At 64.5% G+C, this 25744-nt stretch carries 21 protein-coding genes, 1 tRNA gene, 4 pseudogenes and 1 other annotated feature; of the genes and pseudogenes, 14 read left to right on the top strand and 12 right to left on the bottom strand.

Annotated elements, in window-relative coordinates; genetic code table 11:
- Nucleotides 1-11 precede the first annotated feature (11 nt).
- Both ACOGXA_RS18015 and ACOGXA_RS18010 read right to left on the bottom strand, forming a co-directional pair.
- Nucleotides 12-311, bottom strand: a complete 300-nt coding sequence (locus tag ACOGXA_RS18015) for a type II toxin-antitoxin system RelE/ParE family toxin (RefSeq protein ID WP_419925214.1) — start codon at nt 309-311, stop codon at nt 12-14.
- A gap of 483 nt (nt 312-794) precedes the next feature.
- Nucleotides 795-1004 (bottom strand): annotated as a pseudogene (locus tag ACOGXA_RS18010) (IS30 family transposase); the annotation flags it as partial.
- Between the two features lie 163 nt (nt 1005-1167).
- On the opposite strand from ACOGXA_RS18010, the gene ACOGXA_RS18005 reads away from it, so the two are divergent.
- The 3 genes from ACOGXA_RS18005 (at nt 1168) to ACOGXA_RS17995 (ending at nt 5889) form a co-directional block, all read left to right on the top strand.
- Entirely contained in the window at nt 1168-3129 is a 1962-nt protein-coding gene (locus ACOGXA_RS18005) for an AAA family ATPase (RefSeq protein ID WP_419925213.1), read from the top strand.
- A gap of 183 nt (nt 3130-3312) precedes the next feature.
- On the top strand, nt 3313-4422 hold the full coding sequence (locus ACOGXA_RS18000) for an IS630 family transposase (RefSeq protein ID WP_419924512.1): 1110 nt from the start codon (nt 3313-3315) through the stop codon (nt 4420-4422).
- A 120-nt stretch (nt 4423-4542) separates the two neighbouring features.
- Nucleotides 4543-5889, top strand: a complete 1347-nt coding sequence (locus ACOGXA_RS17995; protein ID WP_419925212.1) for an IS1380 family transposase — start codon at nt 4543-4545, stop codon at nt 5887-5889.
- A 1-nt stretch (nt 5890) separates the two neighbouring features.
- On the opposite strand, the gene ACOGXA_RS17990 is transcribed toward ACOGXA_RS17995, so the two are convergent.
- Both ACOGXA_RS17990 and ACOGXA_RS17985 read right to left on the bottom strand, forming a co-directional pair.
- Nucleotides 5891-7164 (bottom strand): IS3 family transposase gene (locus tag ACOGXA_RS17990; RefSeq protein ID WP_419924226.1). Its coding sequence is split into 2 segments (ribosomal slippage): nt 5891-6885 and nt 6885-7164, totalling 1275 coding nucleotides; the frame shifts between segments, so codons are not numbered across the junction.
- Nucleotides 6758-6886 (bottom strand) — a sequence feature (AL1L pseudoknot). (Overlaps the previous gene by 129 nt.)
- 50 nt (nt 7165-7214) lie before the next feature.
- Nucleotides 7215-8375, bottom strand: a pseudogene (locus ACOGXA_RS17985) (type I restriction-modification system subunit M); the annotation flags it as partial.
- Between the two features lie 153 nt (nt 8376-8528).
- Here ACOGXA_RS17985 and ACOGXA_RS17980 point away from each other — a divergent pair.
- Nucleotides 8529-9638: pseudogene (locus ACOGXA_RS17980) on the top strand (IS256 family transposase); the annotation flags it as partial.
- Here ACOGXA_RS17980 and ACOGXA_RS17975 read toward each other — a convergent pair.
- A complete protein-coding gene (locus tag ACOGXA_RS17975) occupies nt 9592-10785 on the bottom strand; it encodes an IS110 family transposase (RefSeq protein WP_419926946.1) in 1194 nt (397 codons plus the stop codon). The pseudogene ACOGXA_RS17980 and the gene ACOGXA_RS17975 sit on opposite strands and share 47 nt — an antisense overlap.
- A 254-nt stretch (nt 10786-11039) precedes the next feature.
- Here ACOGXA_RS17975 and ACOGXA_RS17970 point away from each other — a divergent pair.
- Nucleotides 11040-11258, top strand: a pseudogene (locus ACOGXA_RS17970) (transposase); the annotation flags it as partial.
- A gap of 114 nt (nt 11259-11372) precedes the next feature.
- Here ACOGXA_RS17970 and ACOGXA_RS17965 read toward each other — a convergent pair.
- Nucleotides 11373-11864 carry a pyridoxamine 5'-phosphate oxidase family protein gene (locus ACOGXA_RS17965; RefSeq protein WP_419925211.1) on the bottom strand — a complete coding sequence of 164 codons (492 nt, stop codon included), beginning with the start codon at nt 11862-11864 and terminating at the stop codon, nt 11373-11375.
- 121 nt (nt 11865-11985) lie between these two features.
- Here ACOGXA_RS17965 and ACOGXA_RS17960 point away from each other — a divergent pair, with 121 nt between their 5' ends.
- On the top strand, nt 11986-12498 hold the full coding sequence (locus ACOGXA_RS17960; protein WP_419925210.1) for a hypothetical protein: 513 nt from the start codon (nt 11986-11988) through the stop codon (nt 12496-12498).
- Nucleotides 12499-12536: 38 nt separating this feature from the next.
- Here ACOGXA_RS17960 and ACOGXA_RS17955 read toward each other — a convergent pair whose 3' ends face one another.
- The 3 genes from ACOGXA_RS17955 to ACOGXA_RS17945 all read right to left on the bottom strand — a co-directional run bounded on the left by ACOGXA_RS17955 (nt 12537) and on the right by ACOGXA_RS17945 (nt 13439).
- Nucleotides 12537-12698 (bottom strand): hypothetical protein, encoded by a 162-nt coding sequence (locus ACOGXA_RS17955; RefSeq protein ID WP_419925209.1) that lies wholly within the window; start codon nt 12696-12698, stop codon nt 12537-12539.
- A 181-nt stretch (nt 12699-12879) separates the two neighbouring features.
- Nucleotides 12880-13221: a DUF5615 family PIN-like protein gene (locus ACOGXA_RS17950; RefSeq protein WP_419925208.1), complete on the bottom strand. Its 342-nt coding sequence runs from the start codon at nt 13219-13221 to the stop codon at nt 12880-12882.
- Complete coding sequence (locus ACOGXA_RS17945; protein ID WP_419925207.1) at nt 13218-13439, bottom strand: DUF433 domain-containing protein; 222 nt, start codon at nt 13437-13439, stop codon at nt 13218-13220. The genes ACOGXA_RS17950 and ACOGXA_RS17945 overlap by 4 nt, the downstream gene beginning before the upstream one ends.
- A 178-nt stretch (nt 13440-13617) precedes the next feature.
- On the opposite strand from ACOGXA_RS17945, the gene ACOGXA_RS17940 reads away from it, so the two are divergent.
- The 4 genes from ACOGXA_RS17940 (at nt 13618) to ACOGXA_RS17925 (ending at nt 19460) form a co-directional block, all read left to right on the top strand.
- On the top strand, nt 13618-15054 hold the full coding sequence (locus tag ACOGXA_RS17940; protein ID WP_419925206.1) for a DNA polymerase Y family protein: 1437 nt from the start codon (nt 13618-13620) through the stop codon (nt 15052-15054).
- Between the two features lie 52 nt (nt 15055-15106).
- Nucleotides 15107-18250 carry a DNA polymerase III subunit alpha gene (locus tag ACOGXA_RS17935; protein WP_419925205.1) on the top strand — a complete coding sequence of 1048 codons (3144 nt, stop codon included), beginning with the start codon at nt 15107-15109 and terminating at the stop codon, nt 18248-18250.
- Nucleotides 18251-18439: 189 nt separating this feature from the next.
- Nucleotides 18440-19297, top strand: a complete 858-nt coding sequence (locus ACOGXA_RS17930; protein WP_419925204.1) for a PAC2 family protein — start codon at nt 18440-18442, stop codon at nt 19295-19297.
- A gap of 95 nt (nt 19298-19392) precedes the next feature.
- Nucleotides 19393-19460, top strand: a tRNA-OTHER gene (locus ACOGXA_RS17925).
- A 23-nt stretch (nt 19461-19483) separates the two neighbouring features.
- Here the strand turns inward: ACOGXA_RS17925 and ACOGXA_RS17920 are convergent.
- Both ACOGXA_RS17920 and ACOGXA_RS17915 read right to left on the bottom strand, forming a co-directional pair.
- Nucleotides 19484-20017, bottom strand: a complete 534-nt coding sequence (locus ACOGXA_RS17920; RefSeq protein ID WP_419925203.1) for a UGSC family (seleno)protein — start codon at nt 20015-20017, stop codon at nt 19484-19486.
- Between the two features lie 13 nt (nt 20018-20030).
- The gene (locus tag ACOGXA_RS17915; protein WP_419925202.1) at nt 20031-21092 is read right to left on the bottom strand and encodes a hypothetical protein; all 1062 of its coding nucleotides are present in this window, start codon (nt 21090-21092) and stop codon (nt 20031-20033) included.
- 27 nt (nt 21093-21119) lie between these two features.
- On the opposite strand from ACOGXA_RS17915, the gene ACOGXA_RS17910 reads away from it, so the two are divergent.
- A complete protein-coding gene (locus ACOGXA_RS17910; protein ID WP_419925201.1) occupies nt 21120-21914 on the top strand; it encodes an SDR family NAD(P)-dependent oxidoreductase in 795 nt (264 codons plus the stop codon).
- 12 nt (nt 21915-21926) lie between these two features.
- Here the strand turns inward: ACOGXA_RS17910 and ACOGXA_RS17905 are convergent, their stop codons facing one another.
- Nucleotides 21927-22490: a nuclear transport factor 2 family protein gene (locus ACOGXA_RS17905; RefSeq protein WP_419925200.1), complete on the bottom strand. Its 564-nt coding sequence runs from the start codon at nt 22488-22490 to the stop codon at nt 21927-21929.
- A gap of 131 nt (nt 22491-22621) precedes the next feature.
- Here ACOGXA_RS17905 and ACOGXA_RS17900 point away from each other — a divergent pair, with 131 nt between their 5' ends.
- The 3 genes from ACOGXA_RS17900 to ACOGXA_RS17890 are packed head-to-tail and all read left to right on the top strand — an operon-like array spanning nt 22622 to nt 25738.
- Entirely contained in the window at nt 22622-23530 is a 909-nt protein-coding gene (locus tag ACOGXA_RS17900) for a branched-chain amino acid ABC transporter permease (protein WP_419925199.1), read from the top strand.
- Nucleotides 23531-23567: 37 nt separating this feature from the next.
- Entirely contained in the window at nt 23568-24908 is a 1341-nt protein-coding gene (locus tag ACOGXA_RS17895) for a branched-chain amino acid ABC transporter permease (RefSeq protein ID WP_419925198.1), read from the top strand.
- Nucleotides 24905-25738, top strand: a complete 834-nt coding sequence (locus ACOGXA_RS17890; protein WP_419925197.1) for an ABC transporter ATP-binding protein — start codon at nt 24905-24907, stop codon at nt 25736-25738. Before ACOGXA_RS17895 ends, ACOGXA_RS17890 begins: the two co-directional genes overlap by 4 nt.
- Nucleotides 25739-25744: the final 6 nt, after the last annotated feature.

The following is a 25744-nucleotide window of genomic DNA, read 5'->3' as shown; positions in this document are numbered from 1 at the left end:
GAATCTCCTCCCTAGTGATAGTCAACAATCTCGACGATGACCAGCAAGCGGCCTTCGGCATCGGTCTCAATCCGCAGGATGAGCCTCCATTGGCGATTGAGCCGGATCGAATGCTGGCCAGCACGCCCCCCTCGGAGCTTCTCGAGGCGCAGCGCTTTGTAGTTCCGAAGATCAGACTCAGACTCAGCCGCCGCAAGAAACCCCACCTTCTTCCGGAAGGCCTTCACAACATCCGAGCCGAACCTGGACAGCACGAAGTCCGGCTCCTCGTACAGCCGCCGCAGGTCGTCGTTCTCGAAAATCAATCTCATACTTCACATCTTCACCCTATAGGTGAACATTCTATCATTCAAGCATCTTTTTCAAAGCTTCTCCGCGACGAAGCCCAACCCTCATGGGAATGAACCTATTCCCTGCACTCACCAACTTGTTGAGGAGGACATTTCCCACGGTCATCGACCCCGACCCCTGAGTACAGCCCCACGCCGTAAGAGTTTTCTACACGCTCTCGTGCGACAGCCTCCTTCGTCACCCACACCGCATGCCAGCGCGCAAGTCGCGGCCAAGCAGTCGGTGGCGTCTTTGGTTCGGCGTCGGCTGGAGCGCGGCATGGACACAGGGCACCGCTGTCCCCAAGCAGGTCGCCGAGGACCTCCACCGGGTCGGCCCGGTGGCAGGCTTCGCAGCTTGTGGTCTCCACCTACCACTGTTGAGTACTGTCAGCGGAGGCCGTAAAATTACAACTGTGACATTCCCCTTCAAGCAGTCGATGCCAGCGGAGCGACCGGTGGACATTCCGGCAGTGCTGGTGACCGGACCCCGTGGCGGAACCAACGGAACGCAACCAGCGACGACACCCCAGCCACCGCCGCCGCCTCGGTCTTCGCCTCGCCGGCTATCGCCTCCCAAAACCGGACCCGGTCCTCACGCCACGCCACCGTCGGCCGGCCCGGCGACGGCACCTGGCCCCGATACAACCGAACCTCCCGCTGCCGCTTCGGCAAAGAGACCGATCCACCAGCGCAGTGTCGTCCTTTTCGTGACAGCCGTGCGCCGGGTGCAAATATCGGTAGCTGGGCAACTTCGTAAGGCTGGTCTTTGGGAAGCGGCCAGGTTTCTAGAAGGCACAAGTAACATGGAACAGTTAGCCCGCCAGGTGGAGGAGACATGAAGCTGGTCGAAGTACAGGTTCAGAACTTTCAAAGCGTCCGAGACTCTGAAGCATTCAACATCGGCGACGTGACATGCCTCGTGGGCAAGAACGAAGCGGGAAAGACCGCGCTGCTCAAGGCCCTCTATCGGCTGAACCCGATTAATCCCGCTGACGCTGAGTACAGCGTGATGGACGACTATCCAAGACGCGATGTGTCCACCTACGAGGCCGAGGTCACCACAGGCAGACGCCAGCACGTCCAGGTTGTACGGGCGACTTTCCTACTTGATGACGAGGACGTGGCGGGGGTCGAATATACGTTCGGGAAGTCGTGGCTGGTGGATGATTCCCCGACACTGGTCCTGAGCAAGGGGTTCGACAACAAACTCGTTGTGGAGTCCCTTGCCATTGACACAGAAAAAGCCATCGAACACCTCGTGGGGTCGGCTGACCTGCCGTCCACGCTCGCCGAAGCTCTGAGCAAGTCCAAGAACTTGGATGAGATGCTCACTCACTTCGAGGAAGGAACGTCGAGGGATCCGGAGACGGCTCTGCGGGCAGCCTTGCAAGGAATCCAAGAACAGGGCCTGGCCCGCTACGTGTATGACCGGTTCCTGGAAGAGCGGCTGCCGAAGTTCCTCTACTTCGACGAGTACTACCAGATGACGGGCCAGGACAACCTCGAAGCAATCCGAGGCCGGAGAGACGAAGGCTCCCTCTTGGATTCCGACTACCCACTTCTCGGTCTGATAGAGCTGGCCAGGCTGGACCTCAACCAGATGCTTGACCCCGGGAACACCCAGACGCTCGTAGCACGGCTGGAGGGGGCAGGAAACAATCTGACTCGACAAGTCATGGACCATTGGTCTCAGAACCGCCATCTGCGGATGAAATTCGACGTTCGGGCGGCCCAGCCCAACGACCCGCCCGGAATGATTTCTGGCACGAATATCTGGGGCAGGGTGGAAGACATCCGGCACATGGTGACCACGTCAGTGGGGTCCCGGTCGCGTGGCTTCGTGTGGTTCTTCTCCTTCCTCGCCTGGTATTCGCAACTGCGCAGCAAGGGCGAGAATCTCATACTCCTCCTAGACGAACCAGGCCTGTCCCTCCACGCGAAAGCCCAAGAGGACTTGCTTAGGTACTTCGACGAGGAGCTGGTTCCCCATCATCAGGTGGTGTACACGACCCACTCTCCGTTCATGGTGGACCCTTCCCGGTTCGACCGAGTCCGCATCGTCCAAGACCTCAGCATTGAAGATGGATCAGAACGACTCAGCACCGAGCAAGAAGGCACAAAGGTGCTGACAGAGGTGCTCAACGCCACACCCGATAGCCTGTTCCCATTGCAGGGGGCCCTTGGGTATGAAATTCACCAGACCCTTTTCATCGGACCAAATTCGCTCGTCGTAGAGGGAGTGTCCGACCTGCTGTACATCCAGACGGTCTCCGGAGCCTTACACGCTGCCGGAAGAGAAGGCCTCAGCCCAGAATGGACCATCACTCCGGTCGGGGGGTCTGGCAAGATACCGACGTTCGTGACCCTCATCGGAGCGCAGTCCGGTATGAACACGGCAGTGCTCATTGATTTCCAGGAAAAAGATAGACAGATAATCGAGAACCTGTACAAGGAGAAGCTGCTTAAAAAGAACCAGGTATTTACCTTCGCAGACTTCACGGAAGCAGATGAGGCAGACATCGAGGACCTGTTCGAGTTCGACTTCTATCTTAATTTGGTCAACGCTGAGTTCAGAACGAACATCAGAGACGACGATCTGCCTAAGATCGGCCAGCGGATCATTTCACGCCTAGAAAAGCATTTTGAGAACACTCCTCTTCCCAATAGCTCAAAGTTCAATCACTACCGGCCTGCCCGCTATTTCTCGGAGAACACGAGAACACTCCAAGTATCTAACCGCACGCTCGACCGGTTTGAAATGATCTTTCAGGCACTCAACAGGCTCTTGCCAATGTAACTGTCAATACATTCTTTGAGGCAACATATTCCTTTACCTCTCTCAGTCATAGGACTCAACCATTCATCATGGGCACTGGCATCTCACCAGTTATCAACTCCGTGATTAGAGCTTGTCGTCGCTCCGCGAGCGCATCTAGTGGTGTGTCGTTGGTTGTGTTGCGGGGTGGTGTAGTGTGGGGGGATGGTTTCGGCTGCGGTTGCGTTGGGGGTCTCGGATGCGGATCGGGAGGTGTTGGAGCGCTGGGCGCGCTCGGGGTGTGTGTCGCATCGGGTGGCCCGCCAGGCGCGGGTGTTGCTGGCGGCTTGCGATGGTTTGGCCAATGAGGAGATCGCGCGGCGTTGCGGGGTGGCTCCGAACACGGTGCGGGCGTGGCGGCGCGGGTTCGAGGCCGGGGGGCTGGGGTGGCTGGGCACTGTTGCGGGCGGCCGGGGGCCTGCCCGGTCGCTGGGCGCGGCCCGGGAGTCGGAGATCGTGTCCGACACGCTGTTCGAGGAGCCCCCGGACGGGTCGGCGTGCTGGTCGACGCGCTCTATGGGCGAGCGCCACGGCGTCGGCAAGGACATCGTGGCGCGCGTGTGGCGCGAGAACGGTCTGCGCCCGTGGCGCTCAGACGTGTTCAAGCTGTCGCGAGACCCCTGCTTCGAGGCCAAGCTCGTCGACGTCGTCGGCCTGTATCTGGACCCGCCCGAGGCCGCCGCGGTGTTCGCGTTCGACGAGAAGACCCAGGTCCAGGCCATAGACCGCACCCAGCCGTCTTTGCCGATGGTACCCGGCCGGGCCCGCACCCTCACCCACGACTACAAAAGACGCGGCACCCTCGACCTGTTCGCCGCCCTCAACGTCTCAACCGGCGAGGTGCTCCACCAGACCCGAAAGCGCCACACCGGCAAAGACGTGCTCGCGTTCTTCAAATGGATCGACCTGCACACACCGCGCCACCTCGACATCCACATCGTGTTGGACAACCTCTCAGCCCACAAGTCCAAACCCGTCAAAGACTGGCTCGCCCACCCCAAACGAGCCCGCTGGCACCTGCACTTCACCCCCACATCCGCGTCATGGCTCAACCTCGTCGAAACATGGTTCTCCATACTCACCCGCAAAGCCCTCAAACACCGGACCCACACCTCGGTCAAAGACCTCGAGGACACCATCGACACCTGGACATCACACTGGAACCAGAACCCCAAACCCCTGCGCTGGACCAAAACCGCCGAACCCATCATCGCCAAAACCCGCCGAGCACAAACAGCCCTCAACCGCGCAAACAAACCCGCGACACACCACTAGCCCTGATTGTTCATGGGGTGTGGTGTTTGGGGGGTGCGCGTCCGCGGAAAAGCCCCTCTGGTGTGGGACGATGTGTGTTGATGGGCACGTATCGGCTCCACAGGGAGGGGCATCTCCGAGATGCAGGCTAGCAGCACTTGCGATGTGAGGGTGGAAGGCGGCGGCGGTCAGGTGGCGGCGCATTCTGGTTTGTTCGCTTTGGGGCGTTTCGCCGACGGTTTGGGGCTGGGGGAGGCGTTGTCGGCGGCGGTGCCGCCGGGCGGCGAGCGGGCGCCGTCGCACGACCGGGGCAAGGTGCTGGCGCATTTGCTGTTGATGTTGGCCGGTGGCGGGGAGGCGTGCAGCGACATCGAGCATCTGAGGGCGCAGCCGGTGCTGTTCGGCGAGGTGGCGTCTGACTCGACCCTGTACCGCACGCTGCGCGGTTTGGGCCCTGATGTGGTGGAGGGCCTGTTGGGGGCGGTGGCCGGTGTGCGGGCCGGGGTGTGGGAGCGCCGCGGCGAGGGGTCCGGTCCGGTGGTTTTGGACATCGACTCGACTTTGGTGGAGGTGCACTCTGAGAACAAGCAGGGCGCGGCTGCGCACTTCAAGGGCGGGTTCGGGTTCCACCCGATGCTGTGCGCCACCTCAGAGGGCGAGCCGTTGTCGATCAAGCTGCGGGCGGGAAACGCCGCGGCCAACGACATCTGCGACCACATAGAGGTCCTGGACGCCGCCATCGCGCAGCTCCCCGCCGCCGTCGCCGGGGGCCACCGCGAAGGCGACGGGCAGGCGCCCTTGCGCGAGGTGCACCTGCGGGTCGACGCGGCGGGCTGCTCTGTCGGCATCGCCGAGGCCTGCCGGGCCCGCAACATCGGGTTCTTCATGACAGCCCGCTCGAACCACCAGGTCGAAGCGGCCATAGACCATAACCGCTTCGACGCCGGCGCATGGCAGCCGGCGCTCGGCGCCGGAGGCGAGCCCTCGAGGCGGGCCCAGGTGGCCGACCTCACCGACAGCGTCGACCTCTCCGGCTGGCCCGCCGGCACCCGCTTCATCGCCCGCCGCGAGCCGCTGCACCCCGGCGCGCAGCGCACCCTGTTCGACTCCGGCAACCGGCGCTACCGCGGGTTCTACACCGACGCCGAAGGCGGCCCCGCCGAACTCGACGCCCACATGAGAGCCCACGCCCGCATCGAGAACACCATCGCAGACCTCAAAGACTCCGGCCTAAAACGCATGCCCTTCACCGACTACGAAGCCAACGCCGCATGGGCGCAGCTCGTCGCGCTCAGCCTGGCGCTCGTTAGATGGTTCCAACAACTCCGCCTCACCGGACCCCTCGCCCAAGCCGCCCCCAAACGCCTCAGATGGCAGCTATGGCACGCACCCGCCCGCCTCGTCCGCTCCTCCCGCAAACAGACCCTGCGCCTCCTCGACTGGTGGCCCACAACCCCGCAACTCCTCCACGCCTGCCAGCCCCACTGAATCACGCCGGGTTTGGTAGAGACTGTTTTTGTTGGGTCACGGCCGGGGTGGCTGTGGTGTTGTTGTGGTAGGCGGTTTCGTGGTCGGCGGGGGTGGTGTAGGTGTATCGGCCTTTGAGGAGTTGGCTGTGGCTGCGTCGGTTGTTGTACCAGTCGATGTATTCGAGGGTGGCGAACTCGACGTCGCTTTGTCCCTGCCAGGGGCCGTGCGGGTAGATGAGTTCCCATTTGAACAGGCCGTTGAAGCTCTCGATCATGGCGTTGTCGTAGCTGTCGCCTTTGCTGCCGACCGAGGCGACGATGTCGTTGTCGTCGAGGCGCTGGCTGTAGCGGATCGACACATATTGCGATCCGCGGTCGCTGTGGTGGACGGCTTTGTCGATGCTGTGGCCGCAGCGCCGGCGGGCGGCGATGGCCATGTCCAAAGCGTCGAGCGCCAACTCGGTGCGCAAAGAGCGCGACGCCTGCCAGCCCAGGACCCGGCGGGAGTAGGCGTCGACGACGAACGCCATGTAGACCCAGCCGGAGCGGGTCCGCACCCAGGTGAGGTCAGCGAGCCACAGCCGATCCGGGGCGTCGGCGCCGAAGTCCCTGTTCACGATGTCCTCGGGCATCTCGCCGGCGGCGGGCGTGGTGGTGCGGGGCTTTTTGCCCCGGCGGGCGCCCGCCAGGCCCATCTGGCCCATCAGCCGCTCGACGGTGCAGCGGGCCACCCGCACGCCCTCGACGCGGTTTAGGTGGTCCCACACCTTGGCCGCGCCGTAGGCGCCGTAGTTCGCCTTGTGCGCCCTAGCGATCACCGGGCGCAGCCGGGCGTCGCGCAAAGCACGCTCCGACGGGGCCCGCTTTTTGGCCGCCCAGTAGGTGGACGGGGCGATCCCGACGCCGTGCTCTGTGAGCACCGCGCAGATCGGCTCGACCCCGAACCGGTGCCGGTAGGCGTCGATGAACGCCACTACAGCCTGGACTGGCGGTCGAGCTCCGCCCCGAAGAAAGCCGACGCCGCTTTCAATATCTCGTTAGCCCGGCGCAGCTCGCGGTTCTCGCGCTCGAGCTTTTGGAGCCGCCCGCGCTCCGCGGTCGTCACCCCCGGGCGCATCCCGCCGTCGACCTCCGCTCGGCGCACCTGATTGCGCACCGTCTCCGCCGACGGGCCCAGCTTGTCAGCGACCGAGCAGACCGCCTCCCACTGCGACCCGTGATGCCGCTCGTTGTCCAGCACCATCCGCACCGCCCGCTCACGCAACTCGGCGGGATATCTCCCATGATTTGGCATTGCTCCATCCTCTCAAGGAACAGAGCCTCCACAAAACACGGGGTGATTCATAGCTGGTCGGGGAGCGCGACGACCGCCTCGAGCATGTCGCTTTCGATAATCCAGCGGCGGATCTCCGACTCTCCCGAACCGGCGCCACCGGTGAACAGTGGCGAACCGTTGAACACGATGGCGAGCCGGGCACCGCCCTCTTCGACACGCTTCATCTTCGAGATCATGTGCTGCAAGAACAGGAAGCTGCCATCGTTGATGCGAGGCAGCCCGGCGCCGAAGCGGCCGGCGAAGCCCTGGGTGGCGTGCTCATCCTTCACCTTGTCGGCCACCATCTTCCACTCGACTCCGAACGGGGGGTTGGCCAGCAGGTAGTCGAACCGCTCGTTTTGGTGCTGGTCGTCGTCGAAGCTGTTGCCGAACTTGATGTTGGAGGCCTCCTGGCCCTTGATCAACATGTCGGCGCGGCAGGTGGCGTAGGTCTCGGCGTTCACCTCCTGGCCGAACACCATCAGTCGAGCCTGCGGGTTGAGGTTGCGCAGGTGATCCTCGGCCACCGACAACATTCCGCCGGTGCCGCAGGCGGGGTCAAGCAGCGTCTTCACCACCCCCGGCTTGGTGAGCAGCTCGTCGTCTTCTCGGAACAAGAGGTTCACCATCAGACGGATCACCTCTCGGGGGGTGAAGTGTTCGCCAGCGGTCTCGTTGGAGAGCTCGGAGAACTTCCTGATCAGCTCCTCGTAGAGGTAGCCCATGTCGAGTTCGGACACTGACTCGGGACTCAGGTCGAGATCGGCGAACTTCGACACCACCAGGTACAACAGGTTGCGGTCGTCGAGTCGGTCGATCTGCACGTCGAAATTGAATTTGTCAACGATGTCGCGGGCCGACTCGGAGAACCCCGCTATGTAGTTGCGCAGGTTGGCGGCCACGTTGTCGGGATCGCCGAGCAGCGTCGCGAAGGAGTGCTTGGAGGTGTTGAAGAACGGATAGCCCGCGAACTTGGCCAAGAGCGGATCGCGGTTTTGGAGCGTGTCGGGCAGGCGCCCCACCGCGGCCAGCACTTCCTCTTTGGTGGGCTCCAGCACGCAGTCCAACCGACGCAGCACCGTCAGCGGAAGGATGACCCGGCTGTACTCCGACGGCTTGTACACGCCGCGCAGCAAGTCGGCCACCGACCAGATGAACGCTGCGTGGTTGTTGATTGTCTCGCTTTGCATCTGACTCCAGCTAGCCCTGATTGTTCATGAGAATTCCTGATTTGCTTTGGGCGGGTGGGGGACTGTCAGGAATTTTGTGTATCGGGCGTGATCTGAGGGTCCGCGGTTTGGTGCTGCGGGCCGGGAAGGATCATGTCTGTGACTGATCAGGATATGCCGGCTGTGCCGGCGAACGAGGCCGCCGGTGAGGCGGCGATGCAGGACTGGGCCGAGCTGTTGGTCGAGCGTGCCCGCGCCGAGGGCGTGGAGCTGACCGGCGACGGCGGGCTGTTGACGGGGCTGGTACGCCAGGTCCTCCAGACCGGGTTGGAGGTCGAGATGGCCGGCCATTTGGGCTATGAGCGCCACGCTCCGGAGGGCCGCGGGTCGGGGAACTCGCGCAACGGCTCTTCGCCCAAGCGGGTCACCACCGAGATCGGCGAGATCGACCTTCGGGTGCCCCGTGACCGGGCGGGGACTTTCGAGCCCGTCGCGGTGCCCAAGCACAAGCGCCGCTTGGACGGCCTGTCGGGCAACGTGATCAGCCTCTACGCGAAGGGGCTCACCACCGGCGAGATCCAGGCGCACCTCGAAGAGATCTACGACACGTCGGTGAGCCGGGAGACGATCTCCAAGATCACCGACGAGATCGTCTCCGACATGGCCGTTTGGCAGAACCGGCCCCTCGACGCGGTGTACCCGGTTCTGCTGATCGACGCGATAGTGGTCAAGGTCCGCGACTCGCAGGTCGCGAACCGGCCCGTCTATGTCGCCATCGGCGTGGATCTGGCTGGCGAGCGAGACGTTTTGGGCCTGTGGCTGGGCCCATCGGGAGGCGAGGGCGCCAAACAGTGGGCGGCGATGCTGGGCGAGCTCCGCAACCGGGGCCTGGCCGACGCGTTGATCGTGTGCTGCGACGGGCTGAGGGGCCTGCCGGAGTCGATCCGCATGACCTGGCCCGAGGCGACGGTGCAGACCTGCGTGGTGCACATGGTCCGCAACAGCCTGCGCTACGCGGCCAAGACGCACTGGGGGCCGATCACCCGATCAATGCGGGAGATCTACACCGCCCCCACCGTCGGGGCCGCCGAGGCCCGCTTCGAGGCGTTCGCCCAAGACTGGGAGGACACCTACCCGGCCATGATCCGAGCCTGGCGCAACAGCTGGGACGAGTTCACACCGTTCCTGGAGTTCCCCGCCGAGCTGCGCCGGGTGGTCTACACCACGGATGCAATTGTCAAGCAGGGGGTGCGGGTTTTTGGGGCTGCCAGTGGGAGACGAGGACCTCGTAGGCCCGCTCTTGTTGCTCGACGAGGGCTTTCTCGGCGTCTCGCAGCTCTTTGATGTGGTAGTCCCGCGACGGCCCGGCGGTCGGCCCGCGGCGGGATTCGGATCCGGCGGCGAGCTCGAGGCCGCGGCGCTTGTGCGCGACCAGGCTGGGGCGGGCGAACGCGTAGTCCTCGCCTTTGGTGACCAGGTGCCAGCACAGCACCGCCATTTTTCGGGCGGTGGCGACGGTGGCGATTTGGAAGCCGCGGCGCTGATGGATGCGCCGGTGGAACGCCCGCAGCGGCCCGGGGGCTCGCGCCGCGGAGAACGCTGCCTCGACCAGCATGCCTCGGGCCTGGCCGCGTCCGGCTTTGGTGATCCGCCCGTGGGCGGCCGGGCTGTTTCCCGACTGGGACACCCTCGGGTTCAACCCGAGGTAGGACACCAGGCGGTCCGGCGACTCGAACCGTGAGAAGTCGCCGACCGCGGCAACAATCGACATCGCCGCGGTCACGTTGATCCCCGGCACCGTCATCAGCCGGGCGATCACCGGATCATCCAGGGCGTCGGCGGCGATGTCCTGCTCAACCTCGGTGAGCTCTGCGCCATGGAAGTCGATCTGGCGCAAGAGCGCCTCGACGCTGCGCCGCTCGTCGCCCGGCAGGTCCTGGCCGGCGAGCCAGCGGCGGCCGGCGCTTCCGAACAGATCAGAGTGCGGGCACGTCGCCACCAGGTTCCGCGACAGGATCGCATGCACCCTGTTCTTCAGCCTGGTCCGCTGCTTCACCAGATTTGTCCGCTGGGCGACCAGACGCCGGCGGCGGCGGGTCCGGTCGTCGGCCACCCACGTCTCCGGCAAGAAATCCGCCGCCAACAGCTGCGCAAGGATGCGGGCATCCACCTTGTCGGTCTTGACTTTCGCCTCCGCTATCGCCCGAGTCTTGCGCGGGTTCGACACCACCACCCGGGCCACGACCCCGCGCAGCATCACCGCGATCGCGTCCGAGTTCGTCGTCGCCTCCAAAGCCACCTCGTCGCCAGGCTCCAAGAACTCCTCCGCCCAAGCCCGCAGGTCCTCCGGACGCACACCGATCCTCCCCTCGTCGCGGCACACCCCCGCTTCGACGACGGCGATCTGCGCAAACGAACGATGCACGTCCATCCCAATCCACCGCATATGACAGCTCCTCTCAGACATCAATGAGGAACCGCCGGGCGGACACGACAAAAACGGATTCGCGCTCACAGCGCAGCCGGGCCAGTCGCAGGGGCGGCCAAGTACTAACACGAGCTCGCAGCTCACTGTGTAAGGACGGCCTGCCCTAGCTGTTCCTCCTCAGCACCCCGAACCCGGCAACCCAGACCCTACCGGCCAAAGCAGCAAGCGCCCGAGACGCCGCAGATTTCATACCCGATACCAACGCCGTAGAGAGCCTCAACGCCAGGTTCCGACGAGCGGTACGCCACCGAGGGCACTTCCCCAACGAGCAGGCCGCCATGAAAATCCTCTACCTTGTCGCCACCACCAAACGAAAGAACCGCAGCAACCTCACCGGCAAGACCAACGGCTGGAAAGCCATACTGAACACACTGACCATCCACTACGGCGACCGGATCGCCGACCACATCAAATGAAAACCATCACGACCTGTTACACAAAAAAACTGACAGACCCAACAATCAGGGCTAGACCCTCAAAGGGGCCGGGAAGCTCAACCGGTTTTGACAGCGAGTGGAGTGTAGGCCATCTCAGCTCTGACGAATCCCTCGGAGGCCGTCTGACGGGGTCCAGGTCTCGATCAGTAGTTCTTGGCCCTCAACGCGGATCAGCGTGGCGCGGGAAATGTGGGCGGTGAACAGGGCCATCGTGTCGTGAGGATTGTCGATGGGCATTCGGTGGCTGGCTACGAACAGGTCAACTTCCTCAGGGGTGGCGACCACCGCTCGGCCGTCGATGCGGGCGTCGCCAAGGGGCAATTCCTCGGTGTCCAGTGAACTGTGGAGCGAGAACCTCGGGTCGTGTAGCAAATCCGTCGCCTTGCGCGAACCCGATATCATCCCCAGCCACAGATGCCCATCGCGAATCGGTGCCTCCATCCCCGACAGCCGAGGCGACCCATCTCGATGCAGCGTGCCCAGCACAGCATGGATATGGCTCTCGAACCGCAACCGAATCCCCCCGGCTAGCTCAGGAACCTGCACCTCAAGCTGCCCCCAGTGCACCCCAGTCGAATCACTCACCGGCACCACGTTAGATCGTGTTGTCCGCTTTCTTGCCCCCCCTGCCAAGCAACTGGAACATGCCCACTGACGATCTTCGCTTTCCTCAGCCAGAGAGCCCGAAGCGTTGTAAGCTCTGAGCATGAAACAAGAACATCAAAAATACAAACAGCTTCATAATAATCAAAATAGAATAAAATATAGCCAGATACCCAGATCACTTCTCTTGACCGACATCGAGAATCTGGCGCTTGGAACAACAGACGGAAGTCTTGCAACAAGGCAGTTCGACCGGTTCTTGGAAGCTGCCAAATTCAAGCCGGGGGACTTGGGTTACATCGCCTCGAACAAGGCTTTGTGGAAGTGTCTGGCGTGGCATGTGCGCCGCAAGTCGTATTGCCAGTATGTCGTCTCAGGACGGGAACAGGATGGTGCTGATCGGGCATTGCTCGACCGAGCTAGAAGCCTCGACCTGTCGACTCTTGACAGGTTGGTCATTGGCTCGGGCGATGGCATATTCGCGGAGATTGCATATGACGCGGGTCAAGCGGGGCTGAGCACCATTGTTGTTGCCAACAGCGGCAGCGTCGCTGGCCACTTGCGCTATTTCGCCGACGAAGTAGTGGAGCTAGTGCCACCACTTTCCCGCTCCTAGTAAACAAGTCCAGTCTTGTCGCTTGAGGCGGCGCTGGATCAAGGATTGAGAGCTATCAGACCGACGACGGCGATGCCGTCGTCGGTCTGATAGCCGTGTCCGAATGCGGTGAGTACGATGAGACGGGCTGGTTCTCCGCGTCGGGTGGTGTCGATCTGTGAACCGACGGCGCGCAGCGATTCCATGGCCTTGCCGGTCATAGGCGTGTCGCACAAACTCCACTTTGCAGCGATTCCACACTCCGTTTTGCAGGGCCCCAGCGCTGCGCAACTACCTAGTCCCTCTCTTCGGGGTAGTTCACAGAGACGGTAGAGGTCGGGGTACTGAGCCAAAAGTTCTCGTCTTCGCCTTTGCCCTCAACGTCCCCCGTCAGGTTTGGAACTATTGCACAGAAGGTAGGACTAGCAGGGCTTCCTGGTCGTTCGCGCCAAATTCGGTGATCACATCCCGATGCTGCTGGAGGACCTCAAGGACTTCGAGCGTCGTAGCGTTGCCGACCCTCAACCAGATGGCTTTGGGAGGCGGCCCAAGTAGGAATGCGAGCTGGCGGAAGTCGGAGTCTTTCGAAACGATGACAAAGTCGTGATCATGCGCGTACTCCCAGATGGTGTTGTCGGTTGCGGCATCGAGTCCGATCTCGGCAACGTGACAACTCCCGGGATACTCAGCCTCCAGCATTTCCACAAGGCGGCGTGACAGGTTCTGGTCGAGAAGCAGCCTCACGCGGGAGTTGCAAGACGCCGCTCGCGCAGCGCGGCAAACTCGATGGCGGCTAGGACATGCTGCTCGCTCAACTCAGGGAAGTCGCCAGCTATCTCTGACGGCGTCATTCCCGCAGCCAGGTAGTCCAGCACATCGTAAACCGCTATCCGCGTGCCAATGAAGCAAGGCTTGCCGCTGCGAACACCGGCCCGCGTCTCAATCACCGTGGTGAGCTCCACAAGAAGAAGCATATCCAGCAAGCCGGATGCAACGAAACGACATCCTCTGAGATCGGGCAGGCTGATGGCGCGAGATGAAGGGCGCGCCGTCTCGGGTCGAATGTGTCACTGGCGTCAATAAGGTTGTCCTGTGTAGTTGCCGCGAGCTTTGCACGGGTGCCCTGTGAGGGTTGCTTGTGTGCTGGCCACGCATTTGAGGGCGAGGGTGGAGATGGGCCGGCATCGCCATCTGGCCGACCGCCCCGTGTTGATCGTCGACGGTGATCCGTCGGCGGCGAGGAGTTTGGTTGTCGATCGCTTCCCTGCCGCGGTTGGGGTGAGGGAGGGCATGACCTTGGAGGAGGCGATGTCGCACCACGCCGGGGCCGTGGTGCTGGACGCCGACGAGCCCTGCTATCGCCAAGTTTTCAGCCGCATGGTCGCGGCGTTGCAACAAGTGAGCGGCCGGGTGGAGGCGGCTGACCTCGGCACGGCCTATGTCCGGTTGGACGGGCTGGAAGGGCTGTACGGCAGCGAAGCGGGCGCGGTCTCGGCGTTGATGAGCGCGGTTCCCGCCGGGCTGAGCCCTCGGGCGGGGACAGCAGACGCCAAGTTCCCCGCCTTCGTCGCGGCCCGCACCCGCCGGGGCCCGGGCGCCTGCGGGGTGGGCGACGATGTGGGCGCTTTCCTCGCCCCCCACAGCATCGACCTGCTTCCCGTCTCGGCCGCCATGAGGGGCGACCTGCACCGGTTCGGCCTGCACACCATGGGCGCGGTTGCCTCGGTGAGCGGGCATTTGCTCTCCGACCGGTTCGGCCGCGAGGGCTTGAGGGCGTGGTCGCTGTGCAACGGCATCGACGACACCCCCGTGGTGCCGGCAACGCGTGAGGAGCCGGTAGTGGAGCGCATCTCGCTGCCCCTGCACTCCATATCCCTGGAGGCTCTGTTGATGGCGGTCGAGACCCTGTTGCTGCGGGCATTCGCCCGGCCGGAAGTAAACGGACGCCGCGCCGGGTCGGCGCACTTGTTGTGCGAGGCGCCGGGCTGGCCGGTGTGGGAGCACAGTGCCCGGTTCAAACAGCCCGTCGGCGGGTGGGAGCGGGCCTCCGAATTGGTCCGGCACCGGTTGGAGGCCGACCCGCCCCGCCGTCCCGTCGAAGATGTGACGCTCACCTTGTCGGACTTCACCGGCCACTCGGTCGCCCAGCTGACGCTGCTGAAGGACGCGCGCCGCGACCGGCTGGGGCGGCTGGTGGAGGCCGACCGCCGGCTGCGACCGCTGATGGGCGGCGGCCACGCCCTGTACCGGATCGCAGGGGTGGCGCCGTGGCATCCGGTGCCGGAGATGCGGTTCCTCCAAATGCCCATCGACCCGTCGGCCCAGGACATCATCAGGCCGTTGCTGACGCCGAGGCCGGTGGACGTGCGCGAGAGCGCCGACGGCGAGCCGCTGTCGTTGCGGGCGGGCCGGCGCTGGAGGGAAGTGGCCCGCATCGACGACCGGTGGGCATTCGACCTGTGGTGGCTCCCCAAGCCGGTGGCCCGCTCCTACTACCGGGTCGACCCCGGCGACGGGCAGCTGATCACCCTGTTCCGAGACTGCGTCGAGAGCCGCTGGTATCGACAAAGCGTCTGATTGCGAGTTGCTGGATTGAGGACTGGGCGGCAGATTGGATGAGCGATTTCTGATGGCGAACTGGGTGGAGCTTCGGGCCAAGAGCTTCTTCTCCTTCGGGGAGGGGGCGTCGCATGCCCACGAGCTGCTGGCGCAGGCCAAGCAGTTCGGCTATCCGGCCCTGGCTCTGACCGACACCAACCTGTGCGGGGCGCTGGAGTTCGCCCGCCTGGCCAAGAGCCTGTGCACCCAGCCCATCACCGGTGGGGAGCTGACGCTGACCGACGGCTCGAAGCTCGCCCTTTTGGCCGAGACCCGGGCCGGGTACTCCAACATCTCGCGCCTGTTCACCTTGGCCAACGCCGCCGACCGCCGGGACCCGAAGCTCGACCCCGCATACCTGCCCGACCACTGCGAGGGCGTGGTTCTTTTGACCGGCGGGCGCGACGGCCCGCTGTCCCGGCTGGCGGAAAACGACCGCTGCGGTGAGGCCCACAGCCTTTTGCGGCAATACCTCGACTGGTACGGGCCGAATTCGGTGTACGTCGAACTCCAGCAGAACTTTTTGGCCGGCGACACCGACCGCAACCGCAAGCTGGTCAGACTCGCCGCCGAGGCCGGCGCCCAAGTCGTGGCCACCAACGACGTCTGCTACCACGCCCCAGACCGGGCCCGGCTGCAACACGCGCTGGTCGCCGCCAAGCTCAACACCACCATCGATCAGGCCCTGCGATACCTGCGGCCCAACCATCATCTGCACCTGAAGCCCCCGGCCGAGATGGAGCGGCTCTTCGCCGAGTGCCCGCACGCGGTGGCCAACACCCTTCGCGTCGCCGAGCAGTGCTGCTTCGACCTCAGCACCGACCTGGGCTACGCCCTGCCCGACGCCGCAGTGCCCCCCGGCGACACGCCTCTGAGCTATCTGGAGCAGCTCTGCCGAGAGGGGGCCGTCCGGCGGTACGGCAGCGTCACCTGGGAGGTGGAGCACCGCCTGGCCGAGGAGTTCGGTTTGATCGAGCGGCTCAACCTGGCCGGGTTTCTGCTGCTCTACCGCCAGATCGCCCTTTTGGCCCAACAGATCCTGGTGGAGCGGGGCGAAGTCGGCCCCGAGGTGCCGATCGAGGAGAGGCCGCCGGGACGGGGGCGGGGCTCGTCGGTGGCTCTGCTCGTCGGATACCTAATCGGCATCAGCCATGTCGACCCCCTGAAGTGGGACCTAACCCTGGAGCGCTTCATCTCCGAGGACATGACCACGCTGCCCGACATCGACCTCGACTTCCCCCGAGGGCTGCGCGACGAGCTGATCGAGCGGGTCCACGCCCATTTCGGACCCGAGCACGCCGTGTTGGCCGGCGCCGTCGCCACCTACAAGGTCAAGGGCATCATCCAAGACCTGGGCAAGGCCCTGGGACTGCCTCCAGAGCGCCTGTCGCTGCTGTCGAAGCGGCTGGGTTCCCACCACGCCGCCGACCTGCGCCACGAGATGACCGAACTGGCCGAGTTCAAAGACAAAGTGGGCGCCCCCGGATGGCGGGACCTGCTCGATCTCGCCCCCCAGCTGATGGGCGCGCCCCGGGGGCTGAGCCAGCACGTGGGCGGCATGGTGCTGAGCAGCTCGCCCATCCCGGAGATGGTCCCCATCCGGGCCGGGGCTACCGACGGCCGCTACATCATGGACTGGGACAAAGACAGCGTGGCCGACGCCAACTTCGCCAAGATCGACATCTTGTCGCTGCCGGTGCTCGACCAGATCGACGAAGCCCTCGACCTCATCGAGGACCGGGAGGGCCGCCGGCCCGACCTGGGCCGGATCAGCCCGGAGGACCCCCGCGTCTACGACATGATCAACGCCGGCCTGTGCAAGGGGGTCTTCTTGCTCCAGTCCCCAGCGCAGCTGAAGATGGCCCAGCGGCTGAAGTCGCGCAACCTCCTCGACCTGGCCTATCAAGTGGCCCTCATCCGCCCCGGCGTGGGCACCGAGCGCAGCGCGGTGTCCCAGTTCGTAGAGCGCTACCGCCACGGGGCGGAGTGGGGCTACGACCACCCGCTGGAAAAGCGCGCCCTGGAGCGGGGGTACGGCATCATCGTCTGGCAGGAGCAGGTGGTGCAGCTCATCGAGGACGTGGCCGGGATGACCGCGGCAGAGGCCGACGAGGTGCGCCGCGCCTTCGCCCGGCCCAACAACGAGCGCCTTATCGACATGCACTGGGAGCGCTTCGCCGAGGGCGCCCGCCAAAACGGCGTCCCCGAAGCCGCCGCCGAAAGGATCTTCTCCAAGATCAACGGCCACTACATGTTCCCGGAGTCCCACTCCCACGCCTTCGCCGTGACCGCCTACCAGGCAGCCTGGCTCAAGCTCTACCACCCGGTGGAGTTCTTCACCGCGCTGATGAACAACCAGCCGATGGGCTTCTACCCGATGGAGACGCTGAAGCAAGACGCCCGGCACTTCGGCGTGGCGTTTATGAACCCGTGCGTCAACCGGAGCCGAGCGGTGTGCTCGCCCGAGGGCGGCTCGATACGGCTGGGGCTTCAGTTCATCAAAGACGTGGGGGCGGAGTCGGCCCGGCTCATCGCGGAGGAGCAACAACGCCAGGGCCCATACACCAGCGCCGGCGACCTGGTGCGCCGGACGGGGCTGAAGCCCCAAGCCGTGCTCTCGCTGGTGGAGGCCGGGGCCTTCGACGCCATCGCGGCAAACCGAAGGGAGGCGCTGTGGGAGTCGGGGCTGCAAAACCGACCCTCGGGAAACGGCCAAACCGCCCTTTCGCTATCCACCGAACACCGAGTGCCCCAACTCGACGACTTCACCGAGCGAGAGAAGATGATGGGCGAGTACCGCTCCATGGGCATCTACCCCCGAGGCCACCTCATGGAGTTCCTCCGACCGACCCTCAGCCCCGACGTGCTCCCCGCCGCCGCCGTGGAGAAGTGCCGCGAGGACGACCTGGTCACCGTCGCCGGCTGGCCAGTGGCCAGACAGCACCCCCGTGGGCGCGACGGCACGGTCTTCGTGACCATCGAGGACGAGACCGGCGACACCCAGGCGATCGTCTATTCCGACCTGTTCGCCCGCCGCCGCCGAGAGCTCAGCAGCCAAGTCGTCGCGATCACCGGAAGGGTTTCAATGTGGGACGGGACCGTGAACCTGGTGGCCACCGACCTGCGAGCTGTTCCCTCCGACGTCATCATGCCGCCGTCGCACGACTGGCGGTAGCGCCAGGTTTGGGGGTTGGTTGACGGTGGCCGAGAAGCCCTCCTTTCGAAACTCGCTGAGGCAGGGGCGAACTGCCCCCAGGGGACCGGCGTCGAATCGCTCACCGGGGCCAGGCTAGTGGTGTGCCGCCAAATTGGTCAGGGGGAAATACGGCTTGCCCTGTCCCCGTCCAGGTGTGAGTCTTGGGCCATGGCGGTGGAACTGGAATGGCTGGTGGACCAGCCCACACAACGCAACCCGGTAATGGTGGTGGCGCTGGAAGGGCTGTTCGACGCGGCCGACGCGGCCACTACCGCGGTGCGGCTGATGAAGGAAAGCGCCAACGGCGTCGAACCGCTGGCTCGCATCGACCCCGAGGGGTTCTTCAACTTCCAGGATCGACGCCCCGAAGTCCGCTTGGACGACGACGGCAAACGGGTCATCGACTGGCCGAGAACCGTGGTGGACGGGGTGGAGCGCTACGGTGCCAAGCACCCCCTGGTCGTGGTGGACGGGGTGGAACCCCACCTGCGGTGGCGGACCTTTGCCGACCACCTGGTGGAGGTGGCCACCGAGAGCCGGGCTGGGCTGGTGGTCACGCTCGGGGCCATGGTCGGCCTCGCCCCCCACACCCGACCTCTGGGGGTGGTGGGCAGCTCCACCAACGCGGAGTTGGCCCGCATGTTCGGCCTGGGCCGCCCAACCTATGAGGGCCCCACCGGCCTTGTGGGGGCCCTCCATGACGCCTTGGACCAGGCCGGCATACCAGTCATCTCCCTGCGGGTGTCGGTGCCCCACTACGTGCCTGGTCCGCCCAATCCCGAAGCCACCCGGTCGCTGCTCAAGCGGTTCGAGCTGATCACCGGCATCATCACCGACCACGCTGAACTCGACGAGGCCGCGGCCGCCTGGCGCGAGCGGGTTGACACTGCCGTAGCGGGCGATGACGACCTGAAAAACTACGTCGCCCAACTCGAGCGCCAGATCGACGAAGCCGACGACCTCCTCCCCACCGGCGACGATCTAGCCACCCAGTTCGAAGCCTTCCTCCGCGACCCCTGGAAGTAGATACCTTCCGTACATTTCAGTGCTTTACAAGTAGAACAGCGCCGAATCATGTGATCCGACGCTGTTCCAGAGAGATCGATAGGATCTCCATAGGTGGGGCTGGCATGGTGCACGGACGGCCTCCAAAGCTAGCTCCGTGGGGGTTCGAGTCCCCCCAGCTCCACCGCCCACTATAGCGCGGCGACGCTATCCAGCGGTCAAGCGGCTAAGGGCTTCGTCGATGATGATGGTGGCTAGTTTTTGGAGGGACTCGTCGTCGAGGGTGGAGACGGGGTGGGGGACGGTTACTGCGGGGTAGGAGGCCATGCCCACGGTGGGGGCGAACGACTCGACCACCGGCTCAAACGGCTCGGTGATCAGAAGCATCGAGGGGATGCCTCGGGACTCCATGTGAACGGCATCGTGCAGACTGCACGCGGTGCAGGCCCCTCAATCGCCCAGGCCGGAGATGATGAGGTGGGAGCGGGCGGCCAGCATCTCGGCAGCGTCGGCGTCGATGGGCTTGCCGGCGGCCGATTTGGAGTGGACCACGATGTCGGCCACCGGGAGGCGATCCCGCAGGCCCTCGGCCACATAGGTGAGCAGCTCTTTGGCGTTGTTCTTGGCGTTTTCGATTACACCGATCACTACCGGTTCACTGGGGGTGCGCCGGGGGGCCATCGCCACCTCACCCACCTGGGCTTCCTCGTACACCGGTGACAGAACGGTTGCAGACGACATGCGATCTCCTCCCTTACGCTAAGGGTAGTCCATCACCCGGAGCGGCCACCTTTCGGGTGGTGGCCTCAGAGTGCACTGTCGGGGCCCAGTTCGGGATGTAGGCCGACCAACCCGCCCCCGCGCTGCCCGCGGTGACCAGGAAGATGTCGTGGGGCCCCCGCACAGTGTTGAGCTTGCCGTCGGCGTCGGGGGTCATGTCGTTTTGGGCGGTGTACTCCAGCAATACCCCGCTATCCATCAAGTGCTCGGGGGTCACCCTGCTGTGCTCGGCCAAGAACTCTCGCACCATCGGCTTGGTCCAACCAGCCTCGGCCAGGATCTGGCGGTGCTCGTGGCCGATCACCAGCAGCACCTGGTGCTTTTTGGCCACTGCGTAGGTGGACGGATTGGTCATGGCCGCGGCGAGCGTCAGCAGGATCCCCTCGGGGTCGCCGTTGAGATGGTTGGCCACCTGGTGCGGCCCCTCCGACGGGAACATCGTCACGGTGGTGTCGTCCTCGCCATAACCCAACTCCACCCGCAGCGGCGGCCACCCCTCGGGTGGGGGCTCCTCGGCCACCAGCATGGTGAACTTGCCGGGATGGCCCAGCGACGAGCCGTCGAGGCTGTCGGACCGGGCCCCCAGCACGTTCATGGCCACCAGACGCAGGGTTCGGCCCACCGTGGCGTTGGCCCGGCAGCCCGGCCCCAGCGCGTTGCGGAAGGAGTTGAAGCCCAGTTCGGCCACCAGCGGCCCGCTCACCACCGCACACAGCGCAGCGCCGCCGGTGGAGGTCACCACAGTATGGCACCCGAACCTAGGATCGAACATGGCCGCGAGCCCGGCTAGCACCACCGGGAAGTACTCGGGGCGACATCCGGCCATCACCGCGTTGACCGCCGCCTTCTCGGCGGTCACCTCCCGGGACCGCTCCGGCACGTTGCCCACAATGTCGCCCGCCCCCACGCCGGCGTAGTCGAGCATGGCTTGGACCCGCTCCGGGGTGGGCGGCACCACCGGGAGGCCGTCGGTCCACCCTCGCTCGAAGAACTCCTCTTGGACGTCTGCCTCTGTGAGCACCAACTCCTGAGCCATGCCGAGACGCTAGTAGGGTCACCGGCCGTGAACGGAAGACTGGCAGGTAAAAGAACCATCGTGACCGGGGCGGGCTCTGGTATCGGCAAGGCCGCGGCCCAGCTGTACGCCGCCGAGGGCGCACAGGTGATGTGCGCCGACATCAACGGCGACGCCGCCGGAGCCACCGCAGCCCAGATCGGCGATCAAGCCATAAGCCTGCGGGTGGACGTGACCCAGCCCGGCGACTGCCAGGCCATGACCGAGCAGGCCGTGTCCGTCTTCGGAGGCCTCGACGCGGTCTACGCCAACGCCGGAGTGGACGGGCCGGGCCGGGCAGGCGACCTCAGCCTCGAAGAATGGAACCGGGTCATCGGCGTGAACCTCACCGGAAAGTGGCTGGCGGTCAAGTTCGCCATACCCCACCTCATCGAAGCCGGCGGCGGATCGCTGGTACTCCAGGCCAGCGTCGGCGGGGTGATCGGGGTGCCGGGCATAGCCGCTTACGCCGCGGCCAAGGCCGGGGTGATCGGCCTCGCCCGGCAGATGGCAGTGGACTACGGCCCCGACAACATCCGGGTCAACGCCATCTGCCCCGGCACAGTGCCCACCCCTCTGGTGCGGGCCACCTACGAAAAGCGGGGCGGGTTCTCGGCCACGGCCAACGTCGCCGCCGATGCCACCGTCGACGAGATGATCGAAGCCGCCGTGATCCGCCATCCCATCGGCCGACTAGGCACCACCACCGACATCGCGCAGTTGGCCCTGCACCTGGCCTCCGACGAGTCGTCGTGGACCACCGGCACCGCCATCGTCATCGACGGCGGTATGTCGGTCGCCTAGAAAGCCAACCGCTCAGCCGACTTCGGCGAAGAACTTCTTCCAGGTATCCAGGCTCTCGGGAAGCTCCGACGGGCCGACCGTGCCGAAATAGCGCTTGCGGTCATCGTCGCAAAGCCCGCCCTCGGCCAGATCGGCCATGTCCATGTAATAGATCATGGCCACCTTCCGCTCCACGAAGCGCCACCGGCCGTCCTCCACCCGGTACTCATCGAAGTAGCGCAGCGCGGTCACCAGCGTCCGCCCGTCTAGGGCCAACTCGGCGTGGGCGTTTACCGTTCCGGTGGCGTGGCCCGGACGGTCGGAATCCAGTTCGATGACGTGACTGTGGGGGTAGTGGTAGGTGGCGCCGAAGGCGGCCATGCGCTCGGTGTAGAAGTCGATGACCGCCTGTCGACCCTGGTTGGCCACCATGCCATCAGCCAGGCCGAACTTGGCATCGGAGGTGAACATGTCGGCCAAGCCCTCGATATCCCGGTCGTCCACCACCATCCCATAGCGGGCCACCAGATCACGGATCTCCTCTAGGGCCTCCAACCGAGCGATCCGCTCAGACAGGCCTTCAATTGCACCAGACATACCATTTGCCTCCCAGTCATCGAGCCTCCGATGCCCCATACCAGGCACCTTCGGGATTTGTCGGCTCCAGCCAGCGAAAACTACCGTCGCCATCTGTTGACCGGCAACGCCCGGTCAACCTTAGGGGGGCCATGCTTCTAGCTTTCGGCAACTTCACTGCTGATCCAAGCGTCAACTTGCAACTGTTAATCGGCGGATTGGCCCTTGGGGCCATTTATGCCGTTGTCGCCCTCGGCTTCGTTCTGGTCTACAAGAGCACCGACGTCTTGAACCTGGCCCACGGGGAGTTCCTGATGCTCGGGGCCTACTTCGCGCTGACGTTCTTGATCTCCGAGAACCTCAACTTCTTCTTGGGCGTCTTCGTGTTGCTGCTGGTGATGCTGGTGTTCGGGTTATTGGTCCATTACGGGATCATGCGGCGGATGGTGGGGCAGGGGTTCTTCGCCATTGTGCTCATCACCCTGGGCATCGCCACGATCATCCGCGCCCTTTTGCTGATCTTCTACGGTCCGACCGAGCGAGCCCGCCTCGACTTGCTGCCCCAAGGCAGCTTCGAAGTCGGCGGCGCCACGGTGAGGCACGTAGACATCATCATCTTCGGCGTGGTGGCACTTTGCGTGCTGTTGTTCTTCTTGTTCTTCAAGTACACCCGGCTGGGACTGCACATGCGGGCGGTGGCCGACGACATCGAGGCTGCGGCGGCAATGGGCATCGACCCCGACAAGGTCTACGCCATGACCTGGGCCGCGGCCATGGTCATGGCCGGAGTCGGCGGGCTGTTGTTCGGCCACGTAACCGGCGCCATCGATCGCAGCATCGAGGCCATCGGGCTGCGGGCCTTCCCCGCCGCGGTGGTCGGCGGACTCACCTCGCTGGGCGGCTCCATCGTCGGCGGCCTCGTAGTGGGGGTCATCGAGCAGTTCGCCAACGGCCATTTGGGAACCAAGTGGCGTGAGCCGGTGGCCTTCTCGGTGATGTTCGTGGTGCTACTGGTGCGACCGACCGGCCTGTGGGGCCGAAAGGACCTGGAGCGGGTATGAGCTGGGAAGCAAAACTCTCATTCTTGGGAACCGACCGATGACCGCCACGGAAAACCCCGCCGCCCAGCAAGCATCGAACACCTACCGCCCCTCGACCCTCCAGCGATTCCTGCCCTTCGTGGTCGCCGCGGTAGTCCCATTCATACTGGGGGCAACCACCGATGATCTGAACTTCTGGTGGAAAGCGGCGATCACAATTGTCATCTTGGCGGTGGTGGCCCGACTGGCCTGGAAATGGACGCCGCGGGGTGAACTCACCCACCGCGAGGACATGCGGCTGTGGCGCACCCCCAGCGACCGGTCGTGGGCCGCGGTGACCACCTTCGGGCTACTGGTGCTGCCCTTCATCCTGGCCTCCGACTTCACCCCCCCCATGGACTTCCCCTGGGCCACATGGTTCGCGGTGGTCAACCTGGTGCTCATCTTCGCCATGGGGGCGGCGGCCTTCAACCTGCTGGTGGGCTACTCCGGCCAGATCAGCCTGGCCCACGTGGCGTTCTTGGCCTTGGGCAGCATCATGGGCGGGATCGTGGGAGTGCAGTGGAGCGGCGGAAACATGTGGCTGGCCCTGCCCGCTGCGGCCCTCGCCGGTGCGGTGGTGGGGGCGATCTCCGGCCTGCCCGCCCTGCGGCTCAAGCACCTCTACCTGCTGTTGGCCACTTTCGGCTTCCACTTCGTGATGATGCTGGTGTGGCGGGAGTACCTCCAGGAGTACTTCGGCTTCGTCGGAATCCGCTTCAAGGGCGAGAACTCGCCACGGATCGCATCCTGGCTGCACTGGCTGCCCGGCATCGACCCCGACGACAACGGCGAGTTCATCATCACCGGGCAATTCCGGTGGTACTGGGTGCTCATGCCCATCACGGTGCTGTCGATCCTGTTCATGGTGAACGTGGTTCGAACCCGGGAGGGGAGGGCCTTCGCCGCGGTACGCGACCGGGACGTTTCCGCCTCGCTCTTGGGCATCAACGTGGCCCGTTCCAAGCTCTTGGCCTTCGCGTTGTCCTCCGCGGTGGTGTCCATGTCGGGGGTGTTGGCCTCGTTCTACATCGGCTCTCGGGGCGAGGACAGCTTCAACGTCCAAACGGTGTTGAACTACGCCATCATCATCGTTGTCGGCGGGTTCTCCAGCATCCAGGGGGCCATTTTCGGATCGGCCTTTTTCTGGTTCTTGCCCGAGTGGTTCAAGTGGGCCCGAGAAGAACTGTGGATCGTGCGGGACATCGACTTCCTCAGCGACTACCCCAGTGAGATCGACTTGGCCATCAAGGGCTTCTTGGTGGTGATCATCTTGATGTTCAAGCCCGATGGCCTGGCTGGCCTCTGGAGAGACTTCAAGAATTGGCTGGGCCGCGCGCTGACGAGGAGCAACCCATGAGCAGCGGCGGACTCGACTTGAGGATTCAAGGCCTCACTGTGGTCTACGGGGGCGTCACCGCGCTGGACAACGTGAACATCGCGGTGCCCTCCGGCGGGTTTGTCTCGGTGCTGGGCGCCAACGGCGCGGGCAAGACCACCCTCGTCCGGTCGATCACCAGCCTGCTTTACCTTCACAAAGGCCGAGTGCGCCGGGGCAGCATCGAGTTGGGCGGCGAGTCGATTCTGGGCAAGAAAAGCCCTGACATCGTTGCCGCGGGCGTGGCCCAGGTACCCGAAGGCCGCAAGCTCTTTCCCAACCTGACGGTGAAGGAGAACTTGTTATGCGGTGCGGCCAGCCGAAGCGACGTCTCCGGCATAGACGAGTCGCTGGAACAGAACCTGGAACTGTTCTCCCAGCTTCGTCCCCTTCTCAACCAGACCGCCGGTCTGCTGTCGGGAGGCGAACAGCAGATGGTTGCGGTGGGCCGAGCCCTTATGTCACAGCCATCCCTGCTTATCTGCGATGAGCTGTCGTTGGGGTTGGCCCCCAAGATCGTCCACCGATTGTTCGAATTGCTCACCGAGATAAACGAGACCCGGGGCACCTCGATACTGGTCATCGAGCAGAACGCCAGCCTGGCGTTGCAGCACGCCAACGACGCTTACGTACTTGAACTGGGCAGGGTGCTGATGGAGGGCAGCGCGTCCGAGCTTCGAGGCAATCCGATGGTGCAGGAGCTCTATTTGGGCGGCGGGGGTGAGGCCCACACGTCTTACGCTGCCATCGAGCGGCCTGGTCGCAGCAGGCCCACCGAACACGGGCAAAGGCCACCGGTGGCGGAATCATGATTTTCT

Origin of the sequence: Candidatus Poriferisocius sp., assembly GCF_965208475.1 — a bacterium.
Taxonomy (GTDB): Bacteria; Actinomycetota; Acidimicrobiia; order Acidimicrobiales; family Bin134; genus Poriferisocius.
The sequence above is the reverse complement of the archived record's forward strand: the minus strand, read 5'-3'. Positions and strand labels throughout refer to the sequence as shown.